Source organism: Spongiibacter taiwanensis (assembly GCF_023702635.1).
GTDB classification, from domain to species: Bacteria; Pseudomonadota; Gammaproteobacteria; order Pseudomonadales; family Spongiibacteraceae; genus Spongiibacter; species Spongiibacter taiwanensis.
Map to the genome: position 1 here is coordinate 2009372 of NZ_CP098455.1, position 23434 is coordinate 2032805.

Annotated in this window: 24 protein-coding genes; 9 read left to right on the forward strand and 15 right to left on the reverse strand. The window is 57.8% G+C overall.

The features are described 5' to 3' along the window. Positions 1 to 7: 7 nt before the first annotated feature. The 7 genes from NCG89_RS09275 to NCG89_RS09305 form a co-directional block, all read right to left on the reverse strand. Entirely contained in the window at positions 8 to 1252 is a 1245-nt protein-coding gene (locus tag NCG89_RS09275) for an RNA polymerase sigma factor (RefSeq protein ID WP_251086246.1), read from the reverse strand. A 9-nt stretch (positions 1253 to 1261) separates the two neighbouring features. Beyond that, complete coding sequence (locus tag NCG89_RS09280) at positions 1262 to 1630, reverse strand: VOC family protein (RefSeq protein ID WP_251086247.1); 369 nt, start codon at positions 1628 to 1630, stop codon at positions 1262 to 1264. A gap of 184 nt (positions 1631 to 1814) precedes the next feature. Beyond that, positions 1815 to 2522 (reverse strand): DUF2726 domain-containing protein, encoded by a 708-nt coding sequence (locus NCG89_RS09285; RefSeq protein WP_251086248.1) that lies wholly within the window; start codon positions 2520 to 2522, stop codon positions 1815 to 1817. Continuing rightward, positions 2519 to 3205 (reverse strand): YoaK family protein, encoded by a 687-nt coding sequence (locus NCG89_RS09290; RefSeq protein ID WP_251086249.1) that lies wholly within the window; start codon positions 3203 to 3205, stop codon positions 2519 to 2521. The genes NCG89_RS09285 and NCG89_RS09290 overlap by 4 nt, the downstream gene beginning before the upstream one ends. Before the next feature lie 76 nt (positions 3206 to 3281). After that, a complete protein-coding gene (locus NCG89_RS09295) occupies positions 3282 to 4034 on the reverse strand; it encodes a TerC family protein (RefSeq protein WP_251086250.1) in 753 nt (250 codons plus the stop codon). An 11-nt stretch (positions 4035 to 4045) separates the two neighbouring features. Then, positions 4046 to 4846 (reverse strand): transglutaminase-like domain-containing protein, encoded by an 801-nt coding sequence (locus tag NCG89_RS09300; RefSeq protein WP_251086251.1) that lies wholly within the window; start codon positions 4844 to 4846, stop codon positions 4046 to 4048. A 529-nt stretch (positions 4847 to 5375) separates the two neighbouring features. Continuing rightward, the gene (locus tag NCG89_RS09305; protein WP_251086252.1) at positions 5376 to 6047 is read right to left on the reverse strand and encodes a nitroreductase; all 672 of its coding nucleotides are present in this window, start codon (positions 6045 to 6047) and stop codon (positions 5376 to 5378) included. A gap of 206 nt (positions 6048 to 6253) precedes the next feature. On the opposite strand from NCG89_RS09305, the gene NCG89_RS09310 reads away from it, so the two are divergent. Together NCG89_RS09310 and NCG89_RS09315 are read left to right on the forward strand one after the other, a co-directional pair. After that, positions 6254 to 7183 carry a diacylglycerol/lipid kinase family protein gene (locus NCG89_RS09310; protein WP_251086253.1) on the forward strand — a complete coding sequence of 310 codons (930 nt, stop codon included), beginning with the start codon at positions 6254 to 6256 and terminating at the stop codon, positions 7181 to 7183. Next, on the forward strand, positions 7180 to 7989 hold the full coding sequence (locus NCG89_RS09315) for a metallophosphoesterase family protein (RefSeq protein WP_251086254.1): 810 nt from the start codon (positions 7180 to 7182) through the stop codon (positions 7987 to 7989). Before NCG89_RS09310 ends, NCG89_RS09315 begins: the two co-directional genes overlap by 4 nt. Before the next feature lie 29 nt (positions 7990 to 8018). On the opposite strand, the gene NCG89_RS09320 is transcribed toward NCG89_RS09315, so the two are convergent. Further along, complete coding sequence (locus NCG89_RS09320) at positions 8019 to 9950, reverse strand: S8 family serine peptidase (protein WP_251086255.1); 1932 nt, start codon at positions 9948 to 9950, stop codon at positions 8019 to 8021. Between the two features lie 214 nt (positions 9951 to 10164). Further along, on the reverse strand, positions 10165 to 10560 hold the full coding sequence (locus NCG89_RS09325; RefSeq protein ID WP_251086256.1) for a DUF6491 family protein: 396 nt from the start codon (positions 10558 to 10560) through the stop codon (positions 10165 to 10167). Between the two features lie 345 nt (positions 10561 to 10905). On the opposite strand from NCG89_RS09325, the gene NCG89_RS09330 reads away from it, so the two are divergent. The 6 genes from NCG89_RS09330 (at position 10906) to NCG89_RS09355 (ending at position 16494) form a co-directional block, all read left to right on the forward strand. Continuing rightward, entirely contained in the window at positions 10906 to 13080 is a 2175-nt protein-coding gene (locus tag NCG89_RS09330; RefSeq protein ID WP_251086257.1) for a glutamine synthetase III family protein, read from the forward strand. Between the two features lie 432 nt (positions 13081 to 13512). Further along, positions 13513 to 13890: a hypothetical protein gene (locus NCG89_RS09335; protein WP_251086258.1), complete on the forward strand. Its 378-nt coding sequence runs from the start codon at positions 13513 to 13515 to the stop codon at positions 13888 to 13890. Between the two features lie 264 nt (positions 13891 to 14154). Then, positions 14155 to 14385: a hypothetical protein gene (locus NCG89_RS09340; RefSeq protein ID WP_251086259.1), complete on the forward strand. Its 231-nt coding sequence runs from the start codon at positions 14155 to 14157 to the stop codon at positions 14383 to 14385. Positions 14386 to 14413: 28 nt separating this feature from the next. Next, the gene (locus NCG89_RS09345) at positions 14414 to 14650 is read left to right on the forward strand and encodes a hypothetical protein (RefSeq protein WP_251086260.1); all 237 of its coding nucleotides are present in this window, start codon (positions 14414 to 14416) and stop codon (positions 14648 to 14650) included. Positions 14651 to 14807: 157 nt separating this feature from the next. Then, entirely contained in the window at positions 14808 to 15197 is a 390-nt protein-coding gene (locus tag NCG89_RS09350) for a TonB-dependent receptor (protein ID WP_251086261.1), read from the forward strand. A 112-nt stretch (positions 15198 to 15309) separates the two neighbouring features. Beyond that, a complete protein-coding gene (locus NCG89_RS09355) occupies positions 15310 to 16494 on the forward strand; it encodes a hypothetical protein (protein ID WP_251086262.1) in 1185 nt (394 codons plus the stop codon). A gap of 28 nt (positions 16495 to 16522) precedes the next feature. Here NCG89_RS09355 and NCG89_RS09360 read toward each other — a convergent pair whose 3' ends face one another. The 6 genes from NCG89_RS09360 to ectA all read right to left on the reverse strand — a co-directional run bounded on the left by NCG89_RS09360 (position 16523) and on the right by ectA (position 22657). After that, positions 16523 to 17941 (reverse strand): sodium/proline symporter, encoded by a 1419-nt coding sequence (locus tag NCG89_RS09360; protein WP_251089374.1) that lies wholly within the window; start codon positions 17939 to 17941, stop codon positions 16523 to 16525. 41 nt (positions 17942 to 17982) lie between these two features. Then, the gene (locus NCG89_RS09365; RefSeq protein WP_251086263.1) at positions 17983 to 18879 is read right to left on the reverse strand and encodes a TPR end-of-group domain-containing protein; all 897 of its coding nucleotides are present in this window, start codon (positions 18877 to 18879) and stop codon (positions 17983 to 17985) included. Then, positions 18867 to 20303 carry an aspartate kinase gene (locus NCG89_RS09370; RefSeq protein ID WP_251086264.1) on the reverse strand — a complete coding sequence of 479 codons (1437 nt, stop codon included), beginning with the start codon at positions 20301 to 20303 and terminating at the stop codon, positions 18867 to 18869. Before NCG89_RS09370 ends, NCG89_RS09365 begins: the two co-directional genes overlap by 13 nt. Positions 20304 to 20353: 50 nt before the next feature. Next, positions 20354 to 20749 (reverse strand): ectoine synthase, encoded by a 396-nt coding sequence (locus tag NCG89_RS09375; RefSeq protein WP_251086265.1) that lies wholly within the window; start codon positions 20747 to 20749, stop codon positions 20354 to 20356. Positions 20750 to 20824: 75 nt separating this feature from the next. Beyond that, positions 20825 to 22096, reverse strand: coding sequence for a diaminobutyrate--2-oxoglutarate transaminase (ectB, locus tag NCG89_RS09380; RefSeq protein WP_251086266.1), 1272 nt, complete (start codon positions 22094 to 22096; stop codon positions 20825 to 20827). A 21-nt stretch (positions 22097 to 22117) separates the two neighbouring features. Continuing rightward, positions 22118 to 22657, reverse strand: coding sequence for a diaminobutyrate acetyltransferase (gene ectA / locus NCG89_RS09385; protein ID WP_251086267.1), 540 nt, complete (start codon positions 22655 to 22657; stop codon positions 22118 to 22120). 248 nt (positions 22658 to 22905) lie between these two features. Between ectA and NCG89_RS09390 the strand changes: the two genes are divergently transcribed. Beyond that, positions 22906 to 23433, forward strand: a complete 528-nt coding sequence (locus NCG89_RS09390; RefSeq protein ID WP_251089375.1) for a MarR family winged helix-turn-helix transcriptional regulator — start codon at positions 22906 to 22908, stop codon at positions 23431 to 23433. Position 23434: the final 1 nt, after the last annotated feature.

The following is a 23434-nucleotide window of genomic DNA, read 5'->3' on the forward strand; positions in this document are numbered from 1 at the left end:
GCAGAAATTATTTGCCACAACCGGCGCGAAGCTGGTCAATGCGGCGCTGCAAAAAGCGCTGCTCAGGCCCCTGCCTGGCCAGATTCAGCGCCTGAATATAGGCTGAAATCGCGTCATCAACACGCTGCAGACGCCGTAGAAAATCGGCTCTGGCCGCATGGGCCAGGTGATAGTCCAGCAACTGCCCGGCATCGAGCAAGGCATCCACCGCCGCCAGACCCGCCGCCGGCCCCTGGGCCATGCCCAGTGCCACCGCTCTGTTCAACGCCACCACTGGCGTGGGTGACAACCGCAACAACACATCGTACAGCCCCACAATTTGCCGCCAATCGGTGTCGGCCTCGCTCGCCGCTTCCGCATGTACTGCCGCGATGGCCGCTTGCAAGGAATACACGCCAAACCCCGGGGTTTGCAGAGCCTCTGCCGCCAAGGCACAACCGCGTTCGATGAACTGGCGATTCCAGCGGCGGCGATCCTGATCCGACAGCAATATCAATTCCCCTTGGGCATCGCTGCGCGCCTCTCGCCGGGATTCCTGCAGCAACATCAACGCGAGCAAACCCCGGGTCTCCGCCTCGGGCAACAGGGTCACCAACCATTCGCCCAGGCGAATGGCCTCTGCCGACAGATCACCGCGCACCGCGCTATCACCTGCCGCCGGGCTATAGCCCTCGTTAAACAGCAGATAGACCACCTGCAACACCGCCTCAAGCCGCTCAGCCAATGCTGGACCGGCGGGCACTTCATAGGGAATACCCGCGTCGCGGATTTTGGTTTTGGCGCGCACAATGCGCTGGGCCAGGGTCGAGGGGCTGATCAGAAAGGCGCGAGCGATTTCCTCGGTGGTCAGGCCGCAAACCTCACGCAGAGTCAGGGCCACCCGCGCATCTTGCGCCAGGGCGGGATGACAACAGGTGAACACCAAACGCAGCCGGTCATCTTCGATGTCGTCATCGTCCCAGTCGGCAGGGTCGGGTGAGTTGCCCTCAAGTTGATCGGCGCGCTCATCCAGCCCCAGATCAAAGCGGGCATCCCGGCGCAGTCGATCGATGGCCTTAAAGCGGCCCGCCGACACCAGCCACGCTCGGGGATTGGCCGGCACACCCTGGTCGGGCCACTGCTTCAGCGCCGCCAGAAACGCATCCTGCAAGGCTTCTTCGGCCTGTTGAAAATCACCGAGCAAGCGCACCAGGGTGGCAAACACCCGGCGCGATTCCTGCCGGTAAATGAGTTCCACCTGGGCTTTGCTCATCGAGTTGGCCTATTGCGCCATGCAAACGAAGTTGAGCTTATTGCCATCGGGGTCGCGCACATAGGCGCAGTAGAAGGGCGCCATCCGCAGACCGGGATCACCCTCATTGGTCGCGCCCAGTGCCAGCGCCTTGGCGTGCAGCTGGGCCACCTGTTCGGTATTGGCCGCGCCGATGGCCACCATCACGCCATTGCCGGGTGCGGCTGGCTGGCCGTCATAGGGATAGCACACGGTAAACATCGGGCCGGCCGCATCGCCCCAGGCGCGAACGCGCTCAGTGCTCATCAACAATTTCTTGCCCAACAGGTCAAACAGCGGCGTGTAAAAGGCCTCTGCCTTGGCCAAATCCGCCGAGCCCAGCATGGTGTACGCAATCATCAACTTCTCCTTATTTTTGGACCCGTGCCACCGGTCGATTGCAAACGACGCGCCGCAGTGACCGGGGCAGCGAACAAGAGCGTAGCGCGATTGCCCGCGTGCCGATAGCGTCTAACGCCGGGCTGCAACGCAGCAGCAGGCCTTGCTGGGCATTCTGAATGCCAACAAGCTTGCGCCATGAGAACTAGAGGATGGGTTCTTTCTCAATATAACGGCACACCGGAAAACGGCCGCATACGGTAAAACGACGCCCCGCCAGGTCGCCGTGCTCGGCCACGCGCTCGGTCAACGGGCTGTTGCAGTCGGGGCAATTGCCGAGGGAGGGCGCTGCAGGCAGGGTCAGCCCCAGAGAGGGTTCCACTCGGATCGGCGCCGACTTGCGGCCGGTGCGAGCCGGACTACCCAGACTTTCGCCGGGCATCAGTTGGGCTCGCAAGTCCGCGATGTTGTAGCTGTGCCGCGCCTTGATGTTGTGCAGCGGTAATTTTGCTGCCGCACAGGCCCGGCGCAAAAACTGATCCCGCTGACGGCGGTCCTCCCGGTCGTGGCTGCTGTCATCCAGCTCCACTACGGCTGCCACTTTCAGGTCCTCGGTGCGGCACAGCACAAAATCAAAATGCTTTGCCTTAATCCGGTTGAAAGCAGCAGTTCGCTGTTTCGGTAGCATGCCGCGTTTGGCGCTGATGACATCGGCCACCCTCACCTTGCCAAACACCCGATACTGGGGCGAAACCGCCTGCTCTAACACACCAATAAAAGCGCGTTCTGCCGGGCTGAACAGGGCTTTGCCCATTTCATAGGGCATATCCTCGACCTTGGCACCGCCGCCGTAAATGAGCGCCAGCAAAATCAGCACCACAACGACAAAACCCACCACCAGCCACGCTATCACCGCCCCGTCTCCTGAGTTGACACCGCGTCACTTTGTGCAAGCAGCCGCCAATACAGCCCCGCCAGCAATACGGCCAGCAACACCGGTACCAGCAGCGCCAAGAACTGCCAGGCCAGAAATATCACGCTGCCCAATGTTCCACCAAGAATAAAGCCCGTCACCAGTAACAAATACAATCTGGCCCGACGCCGGTCCAAGGGCTGACCGCGCAGGCGAGCACCGAGCATCAAGCCCAGGTCGGTAAAAATCCCTGACACATGCGTGGTGCGAATAATCGCGCCGCTGAAGGTGGTGGCCAGCCCATTTTGTAAACCACAGGCCGCCGACGCCAAGAAGTGACCCGCGCTCCAGCCGGCCATCAATGCCCACATACCGAGGAGCAACAGCAGCGCCTCTAACATCAGAGCACTGCCGTAATGGCGTCCCAGCTTTAACGCGGTGTTTTCTATCAACCAACCGGACAGGGCCGCACCGATCACAAAGCTGATCAGAATCAGCAGCAGGTGGAGGGCCACGCTGATATTCATCGACGCCAGTTGCTGACCCAGCAGAGTTGCCGTGCCGGTAAGATGGGAGACAGCCTGGTGGCTAAACCCCAGCAGGCCGATGGCATTGACCATGCCTGCCAGCAGCGTTAACAGAAAAGCACCGCCCTCTACCCAGGGCGGCAACCGATTGATCATAAGCGCTTCGTTTCCCTAAAGCCTCACTTCACCCACTGCCTGGCAGGGGCTCAAAGATTGGCTTGATCGTTAAACCTCACCCGTCTTTGATTTTTTTCTGCAAATGTAATGCCGCCGAGGCGCGTTTGTTGCGCATGCGGATATTGAGCAACTCCACCGCAAAGGAGAAGGCCATAGCAAAGTAGATGTAGCCCTTGGGCACATGTACGTCGAAGCCCTCTGCCATCAGGGTGAGCCCGATCATCAGCAAAAACGCCAGGGCCAAAATCTTGATGGTGGGGTTGGCATCAACGAAGTTGCCAATCGCTTTGGCAGAAAACAGCATGACCCCCACCGACACCACAATGGCGATCACCATTACCATCAGGTGGTCCACCAAACCCACTGCGGTGATGACCGAGTCGAGGGAGAACACCACATCCAGCGCTGCAATCTGCAGCAGAATGGCGGTGTAGCTGGCCGCCTTGGCCGAGCCACCCTCGCTGTGCTCCTCTACCTCCAGGCTGGCGTGAATCTCGTGGGTGGATTTGGCCAACAGGAACAGGCCACCCACAATAAGAATAATATCCCTGCCGGAGATCGCTTCTCCCAGTACGGTGAACAACGGTTCCACCAGCCCCATCACCCAGGTCAGGCTGAACAGCAAGGCCAGACGGGTCACCATGGCCAAGCCGAGGCCGATCTGGCGGGCTTTTTGTCGCTGTGACTCCGGCAAGCGACCAACCAGAATCGAAATGAAGATGATGTTGTCGATACCAAGCACAATTTCCAAGGCGATCAGGGTCGACAACGCTACCCACGCCTCAGGACTTGCCATCCACTCAAACATAAATTGCTCCGTTAAGACTGATGAGATTCATCGGGATTGGTTACCGTGACCTGCTGAAAATACGGCAGTACCGGCGGCCCGAACTGGGTATAAATCGCTACGTCGGCCGCATCTCTGCCGTAAGCATAGGCAACATAACCGCTGCACAGCGTGGCCTGGGTGGCATCGAAGGTGTACCAGCGGCCACCCACAAAGGCCTCAAACCAGGCATGCAGGTCCATTGGCTCGAGCCCTTTCAGGCAGCCCACGACCATCCGCGCGGGAATGCTCAGACTGCGGCACAGGGCAATCCCCAGATGGGCCAGATCACGGCACACGCCATAGCCTCGTTCATTCACCGTCTCTGCCGATACCGGCACTGTGCTACTGCCGGGCAAATAGGCAATGTTAGTGCGCAGCCAGCGCTGAATGGCGGCCACCTGATCATAGCCGAGTTGCGCACCGGCGGTAATGGTCCCCGCCAGCGCGTTGAAAGATTCTGTTTCACAAAAGCGGCTGGGCAGCAGATAAATCAACACATCGGTGGGCAGTTGCTGCACATCGATGAAGGGCGCGCCGGGCTGGCTGTCCATTTCGTCGGTGGTGTGAACGGTGGCGCTGGTCTCGATACGAAAGTCGCCCACCGGCGCGACCAGACGCTGACACAAGTTGCCGTAGAGGTCGGTGAATTCCTCCACCGGTACCATCGGCGCAAGCTGGTACGACTCCCGGGAAATCCATTGCTGGGCGCCACTTCGGGGCCGCAACATCAGCAAAAAAGGGGAGGGAACGGCAATATCAAAATGAAACTGGCAGCGGGTTTCTATCCACATCGGTGCGAAATCCTCACGGTAACGTGTATGTCAGTGCTGTCGATGGTGCGTGCCTGGCGGCGGTCACACGGTTGTCAGGGTGGTGTGCCGGGCCCGGCGAGTGATGACGGTGCGCCCCGTCAACGAAAACCGGAGCCGTCCGGAACAATGCGGGGGTAATCAGTCGGGGCGGTTATCGCGACGATAGCCCGACCCCGTGACAATTTGCATCGCGGCGCCAAAGAGGGCGCGCTGTGAGCAAGATAATGCCGGCCTATTTAGGGCCTGTTAACACTAATTGGATTACGCCTGTTGTGGCTAAAAATTCGCCAATCTAGCGGACGCCGCGCGGAAATGAGGAGAGAGGTTTGGTTACTCCAAATGAACGACGAATGACGACGAGTGGTGGATTTTTAGCCACAACCCAAAGGGCTGCAGCCATTTTTGCCCCCAGCGTCGTTCTCGGTCGCTTATTTGGAATAACCAAACTACGCTTCCTCCGCCTAGCTGGGGGCAAAAATGCCCTCCAGCAGGTGCAATTCAATTAGTGTTAACAGGCCCTAATGAAAGTGACAATATCGTCAATGTCGGCCCGGCCCATAATGGCGTCGTTGATTTGGGCGCCAACGTCTTCATATCCAAAGGACAGGCCGCAAATAATGCCGTATCCCTCAGGCACTCCGCCAATCGCCTTGACCGGATCGGGGTAGAGCGCCAGGGCGCCCTGGGGCACGCTGGCCAGGCCGCGCTCCACCAGTGCCAACATCAGCGTTTGCAGAAAGATGCCAACATCCACCGCGTTGGTGGGACCAAGATCAGCGGGCATGGAAACAAAGCCCACATGGGGCGCGTCGAAAAACTCGAAGTTTTTCATCGCCAGGGCAGTGCGTTTATCGCGCTCGTGGCGCTCAATGCCCATCACCCCGTAGTAATCCATTGCACACTGGTATTGCCGGTCTTTCAGCGGTCCCTGCAGATTCACATCGCCCGGGGTAAACACGGGACTGGGCGCCTTGCCCGCATTGATTTCATCGAGTATTGCCTGACGCAGGCGCTGGCGAGCCTCGCCCGACACCACGGTCAGGTGCCAGGGTTGGGTGTTGCAGTTGGAGGGGGCGAAGCGAGCCACATCCAAGATGTCGCGAAGCAGATCATCGGGGATCGGATCCGGCTTGAACCCGCGGATGGAACGGCGCGCTTTGATCGCCTCGGTCACATTCATGTAGGACAACTCCCAGTATCGAATCAGCCCACAAGTCTATCGATTTCGCCGGCGCAAGCGAACCCTTGCGCCGAATGTGCCCCCGCGCAGCTACACTCTGGTGATACGCGGGGGTGACACGCGGGCGGTTACGCGCACGTGCGACTGTCGGAACCCCTGCCAGCCTGCACGGTCTTCTTTGAAATAGCACAGCTGGGGACATCAGCATGAGCGAGCAGCGCCCACAAGGGCCGTATTTCATTGTGCTCAACGACGGCGCAGGCAGCCAGGCAGGCTCGACACTGCGCCAGCAAATCCGCCAGACCTTGACCGAGGCGGCACAACCCTTCGAGTTTATCGACTCGGAGTCCACGCTGGCCGCAACCGCCGCCCGGGCCGTTTCCCAGGCACGGGAGCGAGGCGGCATTGTGGTGGCAGCGGGAGGGGATGGCACCCTCAATACGGTTGCCCAGGCGGTGCTTGGCAGTGATATCGTCATGGGAATCATCCCGGGAGGCACTTTCAATTACTTTGCCCGCTCCCTGGGGATTCCCGAATCACCGGCGGACGCGGCGCTGGCACTGGCCACCGCCGAGGTCAAACCGGTACAGCTGGGGCTGGTCAATCAACGGGTGTTTCTGGTGAACGCCAGCTTGGGCTTGTACCCCAAGTTGCTAGAAGACCGGGAGGCCTACAAGCAACGCTACGGGCGCAGCCGCACAGTAGCCTTGCTGTCGGCCCTGGTGACCCTGAGCCAAGCCCATCGGCGGCTACATATCAGCCTGCAGCGAGACGGCGTGTCGACCCAGATGCACAGCGTCTCGGTGCTGATCAACAACAACCCCTTGCAGCTGCATCAGGTGGGTGTCGACGGCGCCGACGCCATTGGCGATGGCAAGCTGGTTGCGATTGCTGCCCGACCTCGGGGTCGCCTGTCACTGTATGGGTTGTTGCTGCGCGGGCTGATCAGTCGCCTGGGTGAGGCCGACCAGATTGAAAGCTTTCCACTGCGCCGAATGACGGTGATGCTCGGTCGCCGCAAGCGAGTCAAAGTCGCCACAGACGGGGAGATACAATGGCTGACGACCCCATTGCACTTTGCCGTGGCAGAACAGAAACTCTCGGTGCTGATACCCAGTAAGGATCGTGCGACATGACCAGAATCCTTCACATCTCTGACACCCACTTCGGCACCGAGATGGACGATGTGCAACGCGCCTTGCTGGCGCTGAGCCACCGCCTGCTACCCGAGGTGATCGTACTCACCGGCGATATCACCCAGCGCGCCCGGCCCCGGCAATTTGCCGCGGCCAGTGCCTTTATCGACTCCCTGCCGGCACCCGTTCTCGCCGTGCCCGGCAATCACGACATCCCCCTGTTCAACCTGTTGCGGCGCGGGCTGCGCCCCTATCTGCATTACCAACAGGCCATCAACCGGGAGCTGGAACCGGAATTTCTCAGCCCGACGTTGATGCTGCTGGGGGTGAACTCAACCCGGCCCCGCCGCCATGTGGATGGCGAGTTGAGCATGGCCCAGATTCGCCACGTCAGTCAGCGCCTCGCCGCGGCCAGCCCCGAGCAATTGCGGGTGGTTGCTCTGCACCATCCAGTGAAAGTGATTGAAGAAAAAGACCGGGAAAACCTGGTGCGACGGCATCGCAAAGCGGTCGACGCCTGGGTTCAGGCCGGGGTAGATCTGGTGCTGGCCGGGCATATTCACCTGCCCTACGTGGCCAAACTGGGGGCGCCGGGCCAGCGCCTCGCCTGGACAGCCCAGGCAGGCACGGCACTGTCACACCGGCTGCGCGACAGTGTGCCCAACTCCGTTAACCTGATTGAGCACGAATGCGGCGACGGCGCCCACCACTGCACCTTGCAACGCTGGGACTTTGACGCCAGTCAGAGCGAGTTCAGTCTGGCCCACCAGCGCTGCCTGCCCCTGTGTCGGGCAGGCGCTCATTAGCCGGCTCCACCTGGCAATACTGACCGGACTCAAGGGTTGGCCAGATAAACCTGGTATTGGCCGCTTCCCGAGAAGGCATTCACCCGCCAGCGGTACTGACCGGAGGTGCCATTGTAGTCAATAGCTTCACTGCCACCGGGTGACTCGGACTTGGCGACCACGGTCCAGGACTGCAATATAAATCCGGTCAGTTTTTCCAGATACAGGTCGAAGTCAGCGCCTTCCGGGCTTTCCAGGAAGCCGACAAAGTTGCCACCATCGCTGCGGAAGCCAAAGCTGGAATCGTAATAGGCGCGCCCGCCGCTCGCCAATTCGCCGGAGAAGGCATCGCACTCACTGCAGGGGGTTTCCGGCGCCTCACTCAATACCAGCGCTTGCCCGGCACTATCACTTTGTCCCGCGCTATCGGTCACCGACAGGCTCACCTGATACTCGCCGTAACCGCTGTAGCGATGGCTCGCGCTGGCCCCGCTGGCGGTGGCACCATCACCAAATTGCCAACGGTATTGGCTGATGCCCTGATCATCGCTGGAGGCCGCCGCACTGAAGCTGCACAACAGGTCATCACAGCTCACCGCCAGGCGGGCGACCGGCGGCCGGTCTACCCCATCATCCACCGCCAACTGCAACAGCAGATTGGGACTGCCCGCCACATTGGCCAGGCGATTGCTGATTGCGCTGTCCTGAAGCGTCTGGGCGACATCGGCGGGCGAAGCGCCACCATCCATTTCCAGCACCAGCGCAGCCACACCCGCCACGTGGGGCGCCGCCATGGACGTGCCACTGAGGTCGGCCACCGCCGAGTCACCGGTGTACCAGGCGGAGCGAATGTTCGCGCCGGGACCAAACAGATCGACGCAGGTGCCTTTGTTGGAAAAGGAAGCGCGTTGGTCATCGATTGTTGAGGCGCCCACGGTGATCGCCTTGGGTGCCCGGGCGGGGGACTCACCGCAGGCATCCACGTTATTGTTGCCTGCCGCGACCACCATGGTAATGCCGGCATCCACCGCTGACTCAACCGCCTGGTCCAGCGCCGTGCTGGAAAAGCCGCCCAAACTCAGGTTGGCCACCGCCGGTAATTGATGGTTAGCAATCATCCAGTCGATGGCAGCAATCACCCCCGAGGTACTGCCCGAGCCACCGCAGCCGAGTACCCGCAGCGGATACAAAGTCGCACCCTTGGCCACCCCCCAGGTTTGCCCGGCTGCAGTGCCGGCGACATGGGTGCCGTGGCCGTTGCAATCATCGGTGTCGGCGGGATCGACCGAGGAGAATAAAAAGCCACTGCTGACAAAGTTTCTGCCGCTGGCCACCCGGCCACCAAAATCCTGGTGGCTGGCACGGATGCCCGTGTCGAGAATATAGATGTTTACCCCGGAGCCATCGCCAAAGTATTCATAGAAACTGTCCAGTGGCAGATCGCTTTGGTCGAGGCGATCCAGCCCCCAGGGCGGGTTGGACTGGCTGGCCGTGGCCGCCACGATCCGGTCGGGCTCAACCAGGGCCACCAGCGGGCTGGCCTCCAGCAGGCCCAATAATTCTGGCGGCAGTTGAATCACCCCGCCATTCAGGGCGTTGTCGAAGGTGGTCAGCAAGGTGCCGCCCAAGCCCTCGACCAATGACAGCAACTGGTCCACCAGCGGCAGGTCCAGCAGCCCCAGACCGAGCAGATCGGCGCTGGTCAGCTTGTTCAACACCACAATATATTGGTCGGGAATCACTTCCCCGGCTTGGGGCCATTGATCCTGGGCGGTGCCGGGTTCTTCAGGAGAAGGCTGTTCGGGTTCAGGGTCGGCTGGACTGCCGTCCCCCTCTTCGTTGCTCGAGCCGGGGCTGTTGTCACCCTCCACCAGGCTGTCACCGCTCGTATTGTTGGAGGCGCTACCGCCAGAACCGCCGCCACAGGCAGCCAATACCACGCAGCTGAGCAGCATGATCAGCGTTGCATTTACCTTTTTCATTGTTAAACCTCAGGCGCCATTCCATCTAACCAATGGAATATGTCTTATGTTTTGTGTCGCGCCAGTAAAACGGCTTTGCTCGCCGGGACGCATCAGGACTTACCCCGATAAGGGTTCAGGGTCGTTAACTACGTCACATTTCTCGATTTTGCCAGCAAGCCGCCCGACCAATCGTTAGGTCAGCGGGCGGTAAACCGGTGCAGAAATCGGCGTGTTAGGGCGCCAGCTTGCTGAGCGTATGGAGCGACTCTATCGGACAGCGGCGGCGCCCGGTGGGGGTCGCTACAACCACGCTCTCGAAGGCGGTCAGATTGTTGTTGGTTGAGGTAAAGGCAATGTCTTCAGCAGAGCGCAAATCAGTGCAGGACTGGCTGAGGGTTACCATGTAGTCTCCGCTCGGCCCGGCACTAAAAATCAGGTGTTCGGTATCCAGGTAGTTCCAGCCATCAATCCGATAATTTTTGACTTCCCGAATCGCCTCGCCCTGGGCAAAACCGTGCTTGGCCAGTTTTTCCTCAAGGGTGGCTGGTTCACCCGGACTGGTGCAACCGGTCAGTATCAGTGCGGCCATCAGGCCGAGTGACGAAACCCATCTTGTTAGCGTTGTCATTGTGTTTCCTCCTGCGCAGAGCCGGCTGAAAGTGCGTCAGCCACCACGCACTTTGTCCGGTAGCATCCCGGCAGAGTTCCCAGCCGCCACTGCCCAAATTCGGCAGAGTGGCCATTGAAAGGGTGAAATTGGTGCTAGCGCCCAGGTCAGTGAAAAAAATCTGTAACAAAGGGCGCTAAGCAAGACTTTTGGACCGAAAATTGCTGGGCATTTTTTGATAAGAGACCCCATCCCCAGGGGAAATCGCTGACTGCTGGCCAGTTTCACTCCCATTGCCCTCCGCCAACGACCTCTCAAATCGAATCCATAACTTTTTGTGTTTGTTTTTTGATCTAGGAGCGCCCTATGAGTGCGAACCCCGGCCGCGCGGCTGCCATTTCCTCCATTCTGAATCGTCAACCCAAGCAGGTAAGCGCGACCCAGCCCCTGAACAAAATCTGGGCGAGCGACGTGTTTAACCTGGCAACCATGGAAGAAGCGCTGTCAAAGAACGCTTTCAAAGCCATGAAGAACACCTTCCAAACCGGTGCGCCCCTGGACCCGGCAACCGCCGATGTGGTCGCTGCCGCGATGAAAGAGTGGGCGATGGCCAAAGGGGCCAAGTTCTTCTCCCATATTTTCTACCCGATGACCAACGCCACAGCGGAAAAGCACGATGGCTTTATCATCACCAGCCCGGAAGGCGCAGCCATTACCGAATTCACCGGCAGCCTGCTGATCAAGGGCGAGCCCGATGGTTCCTCGTTCCCCAACGGCAGCCTGCGGATGACCAACGCTGCCCGGGGCTACACTGCCTGGGACCCCACCAGCCCGGCGTACATCATGCACACCGCCAACGGCGCCACGCTGATGATCCCCAGCGTGTTTATGTCCTGGACCGGCGAAGCATTGGACAAGAAAATCCCCCTGCTACGCTCCAACGCCGCCATGAACAAGGCCGGCCAGCGGGTGCTGGCGCTGATGGGCGAAACCGATATTGCACCGTTGAATTCAAGCTGCGGCGCTGAGCAGGAATACTTCCTGGTCGATGCAGCCCTGGCGAATGCTCGTCCCGACCTGGTCCTGGCTGGCCGCAGCCTGTTTGGCGCCAAGCCACCGAAAGGGCAGGAGTTTGACGACCACTACTTTGGCGCCATTCCCGCCCGCGTGCAGAACTACATGCAGGACCTGGAAGACAAGCTGTACAAACTGGGCATCCCTGCCAAGACCCATCACAACGAAGTCGCCCCCGGCCAATTCGAAATCGCGCCCTATTTTGAGTCAGCAAATATTGCTGCCGACCACCAGCAGCTGCTGATGACGCTGTTGAAGTCCACCGCCAAAGAACACGGCTTTATGTGCCTCCTGCACGAAAAGCCGTTTAAAGGCGTGAATGGGTCGGGAAAACACGTGAACTGGTCAGTTGGCAACAGCACCCAGGGCAACCTGCTGGACCCTGGCAGCACCCCAAATGAGAACCTGAACTTCCTGCTCTTTTGTGGTGCGGTTATTCGCGGAGTGCACCTTTTTGGCCCAATGCTGCGCGCCGTCATCGCCTCAGCATCCAACGATCACCGCCTCGGCGCCAATGAAGCGCCCCCGGCCATCCTGTCTGTGTATCTGGGTGACCAGCTCGAAAAGCTGTTTATGGACATTAAGAGCGGCAAGTTGGAAGCCTCTGCCAAGGGCGGTTACATGGACCTGGGCTTGTCCCAGATTCTAACCTTTGAGCGCGACCCCGGCGACCGTAACCGGACCTCGCCCTTTGCCTTTACCGGCAACCGCTTTGAATTCCGCGCGGTGGGCTCCTCAGCCTCTGTCCACGGCCCGCTAGTGGCCATGAACACCATGCTGGCCGACTCTCTGAACTGGGTGGCCGATACCCTCGAGGGTGCACTGGCCAGCAGCGCCAGCAAGACCGAAGCCGTTATTAGCGTGCTGAAAGAGCTGATGGAGCTGCACGGCAATGTGATCTTCGGTGGCGACGGCTACTCTGCCGAATGGCACAAGGCTGCCGTGGAAGAGCGCGGCCTGAAAAACCTGCCCACCACCGCCGACTCGCTGCCAGAGCTGTGCGACGAGGCAGTCGTCAGCCTGTTCTCCAAGGCCGGCGTGTTCACCCCGGTTGAGCTGAAAAGCCGCTACGACGTCTACTCTGAGCAGTACATTCTCTCCATTGAGGTAGAAGCCAAGCTGGTCATCGAAATGGCCAAAACCCTGATCTACCCCGCTGCGATCAGCTACTTGTCCGAGCTGAGCAAAACCGGCGCCGCCCTGAAAGACATGGGTGTCAGCCTGGGCAATGGCCCCGCCGCCAAAGTGGCCGCCGAAGCCGATGCCATGCTGGCCGCCGTCGCCAAGCTCGAAGCCGCCTTGGAGATGCACGATTTCGCCAGCACGGATGACCACATGAACTTCCTGGCTTATGAAGTGCGCAAGCTGATGGACGAAGTTCGCGACCACGCCGACACCCTCGAAGGCGAAGTGGCCGACGAATACTGGCCGCTGCCCAAGTACCGGGAACTGCTGTTCATCAAGTAAAAAAGTTCGTTATCTTTTGGCGGCTTCGGCCGCCTTTTTTTTCGGAAGTAGACTTGCACCACTGATAAAAAAAGATAAAACTCGATCCAGAGCAGTCAGGTAGTAGGCACCCAGTTCGCCGTTGTTAAATTCGAAATCTACCAGCTGTACTCACAATGGACGTGAGCTTTCCTATGATAAACGCCCCCTCTACTGCGCCAACAATTGCCAGGCACTCCATTCAAACGCCTGAGCACTCTGGCGGCGACGACGCCCCACATTTTTGCGCTGCCGCACTACCGCTGAACACAAGCCTACACAGGCAAACTGCCAAAGTAATAACGATCATATTTGCACAATCTTTGTCGACCGGAACCCAAAAGGAGGAGGACTAAAAGAGACCATTTCGAACAAGGTAGTTAAGCGTTCCATCATTACTTAGGGAGAAGTTAAATGGACAAGAAAACTCTTAGAATTCTTTTAGGTGTCTCAGCCATCATTCTTTGGTTCATGCCGCTGGCCTATGTCGATATGCAAGGCTTTGGAGGCGGGATGTTTGAAGGCATGCAAATGTATCAAACTGGCCAACATATAGGCGGCATCGCCTATTTATTACTGGCCAGCTCCGCCCTGTATATTTTTGGAGCATGGAATGCCAACAATCAAATTATGATTATTGCTGCCGCGATCTCGCTTGGCATATCAATGCTATTCCTCGTTCAGGCCGGCTCAAGTGCCGCTTGGGGATTGCTTAGCTTGTGTGGCATCGCCATTCTTAGCCTGGTTGTGGCACTGAAGAAAGACCCTCAGCCGAAACAACCTGAGCCTTAAACATTTAAACGGCCACAAGCTGCAATCGAGATTGCGAGCCAACATCAAAGTTTGTGAGCGAATCTGAGTCGGTACTGGCTCTTTTTTGCTCACTACTCGCTCGACTAAGAATCTTCTATCTTCAGGTGACACGAGCGTTTTTTAGGGACATTTGTCATACTGCACGCGATCATTGGCGCAATAGTTCTTCTCGGGATCTACAAGTTCATCAATACCAAAAGCGATTACGACATCACCTGGTGGCTGGCATTTGTTTTTATTATCGTGCCGGGCATTCTGATCCTGTTGATCACCGCCGGACTCCGCCTGATGGAGCTACCTACCGACTTTGCACTGCTTGGCTACATCTTTTATTTGGTGATTCCCTTCTCTATTTTGCGTTACGGCCTGGAGTACGAGCGCGGCCCGGCGATGAAATTATCGATTGCCGTCCCGGTCGTCGCCGTCATCACAGAAATTCCCTTTGCCCTGCTGATGCGGGGGCTTGGGGGATAAACCCTGCCCGACTCAGGAAGATAGTGCTATGAATCACATCCGCATTTCCCCCTTGCCGCTGCTTTGCTTGCTGTCGATTGCCATCAGCGCCAGCGCCTGCACCTACCGGGGAAGCTATGAGGCAATTCAACAGAGCAATCGCCAGGAATGCGGCAAAGTCCCGCCATCCCAGTATGACGAATGCCTTGCCGAGGCGAATCGGTCGTTTGATGAATACCAACGTCAGCGGGATGCCGAGGACAAGGCCGGCGTTATCGAGGACTAAACCACTACGCCACTGTATTGGCAGGGCCGATTGGGGGCGCGGCAAATGCGAGCCACTGTTTATTCAAAGTAGCCTCTTATATGCTAGGGCCTGCTGCGCCCCAGCGATAGGAGCCGCCGCAGCATTCCCTCCACCTTTCTTTTTTCGAGCAACCACTATGGACAAAAAGTTTGTCATTAGCAGTCTTGTATACGGCATTCTCGGTATGGTCCTTGGCAACATGATGGCAGCCTCCCACAACCACGGGCAGATGGTGACCCATGCGCATATTTTGCTGGTAGGCTTTGTGGTGTCATTTATCTACGGTCTGTGCCATAAATTGTGGCTGGACGGCATTAACAAAACCCTGGCGACCATCCAATTCTATTTGCATCAATTGGGAGCGCTCGGGATGTTCACCGGACTCTACCTGCTTTATGGCGGTATCGTTGCGCCAGAGAAAATCGAGCCCTTGCTGGCCAGTTCGTCAATCGCAGTGCTGGTGGCCGGGATTCTGATGCTGGTGATGTTTTGCAAAACACCGACACCCCATTCATCGAGCCAATAACGGAAGCGCAGCGCAGTTGGGGTATCGTTAGTGCATCCAGCTTCCTCCGCTGACGGCTCGCCTAACAAGCCGGGCGGGAACCCTCTGCCATTCTCAGGAGCAATGGAGTGCCATGACCCTAACCGCACTGCAGTCTCACAACATTGAAAAGGCGATTGCCGAAGGCCGCCAGGTCGAGGCCGTTAAACTTTACCGGGACGCCATCAAGTGCGACCTGCTGGAGGCCAAGACGGCAATCGACGCAATGACAGCCGAGCTGCAAGAGCGCAAGCCTTGGATCTTTCGCACCAGCGCGAGTACAACAGAGAAAGCCATCCGCCCGGCCCGCTTTCGGCCCCAGACACTGATACTGTTCCTGCTGGTGGACGCACTGATCGTTGGCGCCATCATCTTTTATTTTTTTATGCGTGACGACTCAGCGCACCAAGCCGCTTCGACCACCAATAGCGTAATCCAAAGTGCCGCGAATCAAAGCAAAGGCAGCCCAAGGAGGGTCAGCCTGCCCAAGCAGGTTGCCGAGTCTGACTATCAGGCAGCCCTGCATGAAGGCGATACCTTTCGCCGTTTGTATCTAGCAAAAATCGATAGCGCCGCCTACCAGCGCCGCAAAAGTGGTGACAGCCGGTCTGTTGATACCAGCGAGATCGAGCGCAAGATCAAAAGCGCACGCAGCCACAAAGCCGCCAAGCGTGAGTTGCCTGCCGGTCAGACTCTGGGTGAGATTCGCCACAGTAGCAGCCAGCCGAGTTTGGATGGCGTCTTTTCCGAGGGTGAGTGGGACGAAGCCACCTTTTTTATCGCCGACAAGCAGGCCGACACCCGCTTGTATTTGAAGATAGTAGGGGAGTGGTTATTTATCGGCTGTGATGCCCCGGCTGAAAAGACCAGCGGCGGCTATGATCAGCTGCGAGTGTATTTTCACACGGGCCTATTGAGCAAGCTGGTTAACGAGCGCATTCACCTGGGTCGCAGTGGCGGCATTACCAGTATCCGCCAAACCCGTTTTCGCTGGCAGGGAGCGCCACCGGCGAGTGACAAAGAGCGCTGGAAGAAATACGCCATCAACGATTGGGGCCTGTACCAGCACGCCTATGGCGCGTCGTCCATGACCCGGGGTCATCGCCAGTATGAGGCCGCGGTGCATTTGGGGGAAACCGGCCTGCATCCGGCAGTGCCCTTTACCCTCTACGCCGAGATTGAAACTGACCCGCTGCGCAATGCCGAAGGCAAATTTGTGGAGCGACAATACCTCGGGTTTCTCGGCAGTGAACAACAGCCCCTGTGGCTGCAGTTCTAAGGCCTGTTAGTTCGCAAATCTCATTTTGCTAAGCCTGGGGCTGCGCGGGCCGGGCACCTATCTTGCGAAAGATGAGATAGCACACCACCCCGGCCATCATTCCCGGCAACCCCTCATAAATCATATTATGCAGATCAGCATAGCGCCATAAAAGTGCTGTTAGCAGCCCAGTAAAGGCCATGGCAACACTGAGAACGCCGCCGGGGCGACCACCAAAAATCAGCACGATCAACAGCGGAACAAAGAAGCTGGCCAGCCCCGACCAGGCCATCACCACCAAGCCAAACACGCTCTGGGCGCTGAACAGCGCCCAGCCCAGCGCGAACAAGGTAACGAACAGGGTCGCTGCCTTGATCAACAGGGGGCGCTCAATATTGTGTGGCAACAGGTCGTGGGTAAGCGCGGCAGACGAGCTGAGTATCAGTGAGTCAGCGGTGGACAGGGTGGCCGCAAACACCCCCGCCAGAATGAGCCCCACCATCACCGGCGGCAGCAACTCCTGGGCCATGGTCGGCAACGCCAGTTCCGCATCAAAACTGCCAATATCCGGCAGGTACAGCTTGGACAGCAGGCCAACGCTGGTGGCCATCAGGTAGAAGGCGGTAAACCAGCCGTAATACCAAAAGCGCGCTCGACCCATGCTGCCCTCGTCTGACAGGGTCATAAAGCGCACCATCACGTGGGGCTGACCCGCCACTGAGAAACCAGCAAACAACCAGCCAAGGGCGAACAACACCGCCCCCGCCGCGCCGGGCATGGCAAGATCTTCAGGGAACCAGTTCATGTAGTCCGGCACCGCCTGCAGCTGATCCACCGTGGCACCAAATCCGCCGAGGTTAGCGACCGCAACCCAAAGCAACAGACCCATTGCACCAATCATGACAAAGGACTGGGCGGCATCGGTCCAGATTGAGGCGCGAATCCCGCCGGCCAGACAATACAGCGCCACCAGCACCGCGCCGGCTACTGCCCCAGCCCAGCTTGGCCAACCAAACAAGACCTGCAGCGCCTTGCTGCCCGCTAGCAGTTGCGCCCCAGCATAGGCCAGCAGCAAGGTGAGCGACACCAGCGCCGCCAGGCGCTGATAAGCGATATTTCTACCGCCGCCCCAGTTGGCCAGCACGCCGATAAAGCTCACTTCACCGGTGTTACCCGTCATTGAGCGCAGGCGCTTGTGCACAAAACTGGAAGCCATCAAGTCGCCCAGAATCCAGCCGACCATCATCCAGAAAGCCGACAGCCCCACGCTGTAGGTGTAACCGATGACACCGATAAACATGTAGCCGCTATTGTTGGTGGCAACCGCCGACAGGCCGACCAGCCAGGGCTTCACGCTGTTGCTGGCAAGATAATAATCACTGCTGTGATGCTTATTGGCCAACACCGACGACAAGCCGATCCCCACAAATATCAATAGAAATGCGACGAAACTCCATGCGGTAACCATCATGGGCAGGACCTTTTGTTATTGGTGTTGGCGAAGCACACTCACTCGGCTTCCTCCAGATCAGGGCTGAGCATCTCCTGAAGGGGGCCGTGGCCTCGCAGTGCGGCAAGGGCTTCATCCCGGTGCAGTTCTTCCCGGTAACTTTCTGACTGGGCGACCGCCTTGGCAAAGTAACGGGCTGCCTCATCCAGATGCTGCAAGCTGGCATGGGCACAGGCGAGCTGATAGAAGGCGTGGGCGTTGTTGTCTTCCCGGGCCAGGGCCTGGTGACAGAGGTTGATGGCCCACTGGGCCTCACCCTGTTCCAGCACCGCATCCGCCTTAAAGGTAAAGGCTTCTACATCACCCGGGCGCAATGCAATGATCTGGTCATAGATTGAAATCTTGCCGGCCGACGAGGATTCCTGACTGGCCTTGAGCCACAGGGAGTGAACCTCCTGGGTCAGGCTGATTTCGTCCCGGTTTCGTTCGATCAGCTCGGTTTCATTCTTGAGCTGAGTTTCCACTTTGCGCAGCCGGTCCTCATACTTTTCCACCAACTCGGCAACCTGCTCACTGGCGGCGCTGTGCACTTTCTCTTTTACTTCCCGCAGCGAATTCCAGCCAATTAACACCAGCGCCGAACTGACCGCGGCAATCAGATAGAAAAAGTAGGTGACGGTGGTATTGGAGTAGCTCATTGCCCGGTCGGACAAGCTCAGCTCTTTTTGCACCAGTTGTTCAGCGAGCTCCCGGTCTTTCCGCTCCATATCAACACGTAGCTGACGCAGCTCATCGAGCATGTAGCGCTCGATAAACGGCGAGTACAAGGGCTCGTCCAGGGCCTCAACACTGTTTTCCAACTGCTCAGCCGAAGGCGCCTGACCAGACTGGTCAGGCGCACTTTGAGAAACAACTGAAAAGGTGAGGAAAAATAGCAGAATGCCTAAGCGGCACATATCGCCTCGCCGTGATCATGAACCTCAACCAGACAGCTGTGCAGACTTGCCACCGCTTGCTCGTAATCGTCCTCGTTGATCACAAACTGCATATCTACCTGTCGCATGGACTGGTGCATTGCCAGCACACTGATATCAGCAGAGGCCAACGCAGAGACGGTTTTTGCCAGCATGCCCGGCACCTTCATATCGCTGCCAATCGCCGACACGATGGCCACTTTGCGAGTGCTGACTTCGGCGCTGGGAAACTCTTCACTCACTGCCTTCACAATACGCTTCACGGTCTTGAGGCTGGCGCCCAGATAGTGGGTAATGGTGTTGGCGTTGATGTCCTTGGTAATGACTGTGCCTTTGAAACGCTGGATAGCATTGAGCACCTTCTGCTCGTACTGCCACAGGCTGCCGACCATGTCCTGATCAAATACCTCCAGTGCATACACCTGCTTGCGACCGGCGATAATTTCCACACAGGGGCTCTCACTGGTGTAACCACAGGTAATCAGGGTACCGGCATGCTCTGGCTCAAAGGTGTTCTTCACCCGCAGGGGAATGTCATCCTGACGCAGGCCTTTGGCTGCACGGGGGTGAATCGCTTCCATCCCCAGGTTTGCCAGCTGGTCGGCAACATCGTAATTGGTGCGACCAATCGGCACGACTTTCTCGGCGCCAACCAGACGAGGGTCAGCACTGCTGAGGTGGTATTCCTTGTGGATTACCGCTTCCGAGGCACGACTGATCACCGCCATGCGGCTGAAGGTCATCTCGCTGTAGCCCCGGTCAAAGGTGGCCATCAAGCCCTCTTTGCAGTACGCGTAACCGGTAACGATGGGCAACTCACGATCCAGATTAATCCCTGCCAGCTCTTGAGCAATATGCTCATCCAGCGGTACAGCGACTTCCATGCGCCAGCCCGATAGATCGACAAAACGCGCGGCCACACCGTCCCGGCGCAGCAACTTGGCGGTGTTCCACGCACTGTGAACCTCGCCGATACTGGCCAGCATCTCGCGCACAGTCAGCAGGTGGTCTTCCAATCCAAAGTGGCCGTGCTGGCAGAGTCGGTGCAGGTTGTCCATGCAACGCTCAGCCTCTTTCAGACGCCCCTCAATGAACTCGTTTGCTTCATCCAGCTCTTCCTGGGTGGTGAACAGGGAGGCGTTGATTTTACGCAGGTGTACCCGCACCTCTTCCAAGGCTTCACGCCACAGGGGCTCGCTGCCTTCTTCGGCAAACAGGCCGTACACACCGGGGTTGCCGTTGCGCTTGTTTTCCAGCAATAAGTCGGTCACGCCACCGTAGGCTGACACCACAAAAATCCGACCGAAGGGCTTTTCCTTGTATTCACCACCAAGAATGATGTTATCCCGCACCGCGGCATAATCACTCATGGACGTTCCACCGATTTTTTCGACACTATGTGTCATGTTGATCTCCGTTGATTGGCTGATTCAAAGTTTGAAAGAGTCAATCTTCCTTAGCCGGCCTCATCCACCAGGGGATAAACGCCGTTCTCGTCGTGTACTTCCTTGCCGGTAATCGGCGGGTTAAACACACAGGCCATAATCATGTCTTCACTGCCGCCGCGCAGCAGGTGCTTGTCGTGCTGGTCGAGAATGTAGAGCGTGCCCGCTTCAATCGGGTACACCTTGCCATCTTCAACCGTTTCCACTTCGCCGTTGCCAGAAATGCAGTACACCGACTCCAGGTGATTCTGGTAGTGGATGGGGGTTTCGGTATTGGCGCGAATGGTGGTGATATGGAAAGAAAAGCCCATCTTGTCGTCTTTCAACAACATGCGCACCGATTTCCAGTTACCACCTTCAACGTTGCGTTCAGAGTTCTCGCAGTCTTTCAGAGTTCTAACAATCATGTTTGCGTCCGTTAAATTCGTTACCGAGTAGCTGATAAAACAGGGGGCGCTACAACGCGCCCCACTGCGTCGGATTTAGGAAGCCTTGCTGACCTTCTCGTCAAAGACCTCGGCGATGCTGTCTGACAGGATATCCAGCCCCTTGATCAGCTCGCCCTTGTCGATGGTCAGCGGCGCAAAACACTTCACCACCTGACCCAGGTTGCCGCAGGTCTCGATGATCAGACCGCGCTCGAAACAGGCTTTGGCGATAGCATCAGCCGTGTCACCGTCTTTACAGGACAGACCCTGCATCATGCCGCGACCCTTAGGCTGCAGACGGGTCACGCCGTAGCGATCCGCAATTTTCTTGAAGCGGTGGCTGACGATGCCCGCTTTCTCGGTGATTTCCTTAGAGAAGCTGTCATCTTTCCAGTAGTGACGCAGGGCTGCTGCCGCCGTAATAAAGGCGTGGTTATTACCCCGGAATGTCCCGTTGTGCTCACCGGGCTCCCACACGTCCAGGTCAGGACGCAGCAGCACGATGGCAAAGGGCAGACCATAGCCGCTCAGGGATTTGGACTGGGTAATGATGTCGGGTTTGATGCCTGAGGGCTCAAAGCTGAAGTAGGTGCCGGTACGGCCACAGCCGGCCTGGATGTCATCGACAATCAACAGAATGTCGTGCTTGCGGCACAGCTTCTCAAGGCCTTGCAGCCAATCGTTGGTGGCCACGTTCAGACCACCCTCGCCCTGCACAGGCTCAACCAGCATGGCAGCAGGCAGATCGATACCGGAAGAGGGGTCGCTCAACAACTTGTCGATCATCTTCAGGCTGTCTACGTCACGGCCATGATAGCCACAGAACGGCATGCGGTTGATATCGCCCAGCGCCACACCGGCACCGCCGCGATGGTGACCATTACCGGTAGCCGCCACACTGCCCAGGGTCACACCGTGGAAACCGTTAGTGAAGGAAACAATAGTATTGCGTCCAGTCACTTTACGGGCCAGCTTCATGGCCGCTTCCACCGCGTTGGTGCCGGTGGGGCCAGTGAACTGGAAGGTGTAATCCATGTTCCGGGGCTTCAGGATGATCTCGTTATACGCTTTCAGGAACTCGGCCTTGGCTGCGGTGTGCATGTCCAGACCGTGGGTCACGCCATCTTCTTTGATGTAGTCGATCAGCGCCGCCTTCATCACGTCGTTGTTGTGGCCATAGTTCAGCGTGCCGGCGCCCGCCAGAAAGTCGATGTACTGACGGCCGTCGATGTCGTAAAGATGCTCACCCTTGGCCTTGTTGAAGGTGACCGGGAATGACCGGGCGTAACACTGCACTTCCGATTCCAGTTGATCGAAGATACTCATGATTTTTTCCTCTCGGCTTTCTCAGGATGTCTGTTGTGAATCACGGGCAAAGGGGCCAATGCGAAGCAAGGCTTCACTATCGTGTTGACCGCCAAAATGCGCGTTTTTCTCAAACCAAATGCGATCGACAATGTCGGCGCCTTTATCCCGGGCAAAACTGCGAAACAGCGCCCAAGAGGCCTCATTGTCGGGGGTAATAGTGGTCTCCATGTGCGTCACCGCGGCACAAGCGGGCCGCTCGACAATGGCATGGAGCATCTTCTTCGCCAGACCACGGCCGCGCTGGCTTTTATCCACTACAACCTGCCAGACAAACACCGTGTCGGGTTTGCCCGGGGGGATGTAGCCAGAGATAAAGCCCACCAGCGCGCCATTCTCCTCAACAGCAACTGAGGTCTCGGCGAAGTGGGTGCACTGCAGCAGATTGCAGTAGACCGAATTAGGGTCGAGGGGTGGACTGTTCTCCACCAATTTGTTGAGAGCGTAACCATCTTCCGCTGTGGGCTGACGAAAATGGTGCACCGAAGCGTCTTCCGAAGTCGCTTTATTTACATTCAACACAATTCATTTGTGTTCGTAACATTTGCGCAAGATTTTCAAGGCTTTACCACTTCTACAACCGCGTATAGTGGTACAAATCCTGACAAATGAGAACCCAACCTCCGTTTCAATTACTTTGAACACGAAGTATTATAGCGAGACATCCCGCGGATGCCAAACGCAAATATTGACAGTACAGCACAATTTATGTGCGAAAAATCACCAAAAGGGCTACTATTGGGGCGTTTCCAGCCATGCAGAAAAATTTGATGGACCGTATAGAAGAAGTACTGGTTTCACTGCGCCGGGTTACCCGGGCCATCGATCTTCACTCCAAATACCTGATGAAAACGGCGGGCCTCACCGCGCCGCAAATGCTGATTCTGCAAACCCTGCGTGACCAGGGCGACGCGATCATCAGCGACATTGCAGGCCAGGTGAGCCTGAGCCAGGCCACCGTCACCAGTATTATCGATCGCCTCGAAAAGCGCGGTCTGGTGACCCGTGCCCGCTCCAGCCAGGACAAGCGCAAGGTATTTGCCTGCCTGACCGATGAGGGCTTTGAGCTGATTCGCAATGCCCCCACACCGCTGCAGGACTACTTCAAGCGCCAGTTTGGCGACCTGCACGACTGGGAACAGACTCAGATTCTCAGTTCGCTGCAACGTCTCGCCCAAATGATGGACGCCCAGCATATCGATGCCGCACCACTGCTGGACGTTGGCGCCATTGATCGCCAGTCTGAAGAAGAGCACCCCCAATTCGGCTTTGAGGCCGACAGCAAAAAGGCCAGCTGAG